Raw genomic sequence first — 3,261 nt, 5'->3', positions numbered from 1 at the left:
ATAGTGGACATTGTTGCACTCCTAATAGTTGTTTTGTTAAATCTGGTGTCAATCAAAATGACTTGTGTCTCAAATCACTTTTCGTTCAGTTTCCATTTCAGAATCATGTTGAGATTCGACAGGACTAATCCCTTTTCATATCACCTCCCTTGCTACTATGGTGTTTTTTGCTATTAGTCTCTTGACCATCACCCGGTAAAGGTCTTTTAACTATTTATTATCCAAATGGGATGCCAGAGTGATGAGATTTTAACAAGTCAATGGAGGACAGATATTTATTGATGATATACAGCTTTGAAGGAATCAGGTGGAGTGGTGCTTGTGACACCCCTGTCGGATCAAAGGGGGTGTATTGATGACAGAGGTTTAATGTTTATCTGAAGCTAAAACCATCCCGATCAATTATCAGCAAAACGTTTGAAATCAATACCGAATTCCTTGATCATGCGACGAAGGTTGGAAGAATCTACATTAAGGAAACGCGCGGCGGCGTTGATATTGCCACGGCTTCGAAATCCTGCATCGAAGATCAAATACCGTTTGAAGTTCTGCACACGTTCAGCCATGCCCTGATGAGGCTTTTCATGATCCACCTGAAAACCGTTTCCAACAAATTTCTTGAGGTCATCAGCTTTTATCAGCCCCGAAGGAGTTTGCAGTGTGGCTGCTTCCACCACGTATTTGAGTTGACGAACGTTTCCCGGCCATTCACAACTGGTGAGGTAATCCGTAGCGGACTGGTTGAATATTCGTGGTTGCATATTGTGCTCACGGCAGAAAGAGTCGCAGAAAAATCTGACCAGGTCAGGAATGTCCTCGATTCTTTCAGCCAGTGAGGGCATTTTGATTCTGACTGTGTGGATCCGGTAGAACAGATCGCGGCGAAATTCTCCCTCCTCCACACTTTTTTCAAGATCGCGATTGGAGGTTGAGATAACGCGAACATCGACTTTGATAGCCTGATTGCTACCTCCCACTCGGCTGATCTCGCGATCTTCGAGAACATGTAAAAACCTCTTCTGCTGTGATAATGTCATCTCGGTAATCTCGTCCAAAAACAGGCTCCCGCCGTCGGCCTGTTCGATCGGGCCGATTTTCCGTTCTTTAGCATCAGTGAAAGCCCCTTTCTCATGGCCGAACAACTCCGCTTCGGTCAAAGATTCGGTGATTGCACCACAATTGATCTTGATGAAAGGTTGTTCCCAGCGCAAACTGGCGTGATGGAGCGCATGCGCGACCAGCTCCTTGCCGGTACCGGTTTCGCCGGTAATCAATACTGTAGTGTCACTCGGTGCAACCCGTTTAATCAGGTTATAGACATCCTGCATTTTGGGGGAATCACCGATCATGTTGAAATGGGAGCCCCGGGCCAGAACTGGCTGTTTATTCATCTGCCTGGCAACATAATTTTCAAAGGCGTTGCGGATTTCACGTTCCAGGCTACATGGTGACGCGCCTTTTTCTACATATCCAAAGGGCTTGAAAGTGTGGTCGATTTCTTCTTCATCGTACTGGCCTGGAAAACCGGTATGAAAGATAATATTCAATTCGGGTTTCAATCTGGTGATATGATCGGCCGACTCTTTGCCATCCATACGAGGCATCTTGATATCCATCACCACCACCGCGATAGAATCATCGCTTTTCACGCACTCAACTGCTTCCCGACCTGAAGAGGCGCAGACCAGGTCGTAATCGTCCTTGAGCATAAATTCGAGGCTGTTGAGCACCTCGGAGTCATCATCGACTAAAAGAAGCCTGTATCCATTGTTGTCGCTCATGGTACTCTCCAAAACAGGTTAACTGGTATGTAGTTTTAAGCGTATTGCGCTATTCAAACATGATCAAAAAAGCAGTCCCATCACCCGGGGAACTGTTTACAATGATTTTTCCATTGTATGCTTCAACGATTTTCCTGACGATAGCAAGACCCAGACCGGTACCAGTGTCGGGTTTGGTGGAATAGAAAATCTCGAAGATTCGGTCCAGGTTATCTGGTTCGATTCCGGACCCGTTATCCCTGATTTCGATTTCTGTTTTTCCACCGCGATGTCTGGTTTCAACTAATATAGATGGATTATCCGTTCCCGTCAAGGCCTCAAGCGAATTCGTAACGAGATTATTGAGCACGATAAACATCTGCTCATAGTTACTTTCGATAAGGAGCTGAGGTTCTGCTTCCAGCTTGACATTTATTCCTGACTGTTCGATTTTTTTACTGTTATAATCGAGCACATCTTCGATCACTTTCGCGATATTGACTGGTTTCGGAGGCGGGATCGTTTCCAGGCTGGTATACTGCGAGATCGTTTTGGTAAGTTGTATCGCGCGGTCGGTCGCTCGATTGAGGATGTCGGTTATCTGCCCGATCCACTTGCTGTCGCGCAACTGGTTTTCACTTGCCCGGCTGAGCTTGTAGATCACATTTTTTGATGGCGTCAGGGCGTTTCTGATCTCATGCGCGAAACCGCCGGCGATATCTCTGGCCTGTCGATACTTCTCCTGGGCGATAATAGTCTCCTGGGCTTTACGCAGTTCTTCATGGGCTTTCTCCAGTTCTTTTTTCTGCCGGGCTACTTTTATGAGGTTTCTGCGGTTCTTATGACGGTAATAGTTGGTTACTAACAGGATGATCAAAAGCGCCGGCAGGGCGGTGAAAAAATAAGCCCGATTTTGGATTACAAATGTTGTTAACAGGTTTATAAGGCTGTTTTTCGTTATCCTGATTATCTGGTAACGCTGGGTACCGTTGATTAGATACAGGTTGTCTCCCGGCAGAGTCTGGAGCTTGTAAAATCTTTTAATCCTGAACGGGAAGTGGACGAGTTTTGCAAAAGTACTATCATAAATACCGTCAGAGTAAACATAGCACCGCCCTTTATCTCTAAAATCAATTATATCGATATATCGGATACTATTTCCGAGTACCGAACTTGCGATTAGGTTAAAGTCCCGGTCGAAAACATCGAGCTTGCCCGACAGATAGTGAACGAATAAACATGAGTCCTGAGATTGATAGAAAGAATGCCACATATAATTGATTTCCTGGCTTAGTTCAATGCGCTTGATCAGATTAACTCCGGTGTCGATTTCAGAAATATAGTACTTACTGCTTTTGAGTGAATCCCTGAGGCCGGGCCGGTTGAGATCTCCGAGTGGATACGGATCAGTGAATTCGAGTGGATGAGATAAAAGAAACCTGTTGTTTTGCCATGCGGGTAACAGAGCTGGATAGCATATCTCGGCCGCAATAATGCGATT

Annotated in this window: 2 protein-coding genes; both read right to left on the bottom strand. The window is 45.5% G+C overall.

Translation table 11 applies throughout. The annotated features are described in order from the left end of the window. Positions 1-398 precede the first annotated feature (398 nt). Positions 399-1,781, bottom strand: a complete 1,383-nt coding sequence (locus GF404_08420) for a response regulator (protein ID MBD3382207.1) — start codon at positions 1,779-1,781, stop codon at positions 399-401. A 49-nt stretch (positions 1,782-1,830) separates the two neighbouring features. After that, on the bottom strand, positions 1,831-3,261 hold a 1,431-nt coding region (locus GF404_08415), incomplete at its 5' end, for a GHKL domain-containing protein (protein MBD3382206.1).

This window comes from Candidatus Zixiibacteriota bacterium (genome assembly GCA_014728145.1).
GTDB lineage: Bacteria > Zixibacteria > MSB-5A5 > JAABVY01 > JAABVY01 > WJMC01.
Note: the sequence above shows the minus strand (reverse complement) of the source record. Positions and strands in the feature narration are given on the sequence as shown.

Excerpts from the sequence above, each read along its gene's own strand:
- GF404_08420 (MBD3382207.1), bottom strand. The coding sequence starts at position 1,781 with ATGAGCGACAACAATGGATACAGGCTTCTTTTAGTCGATGATGACTCC.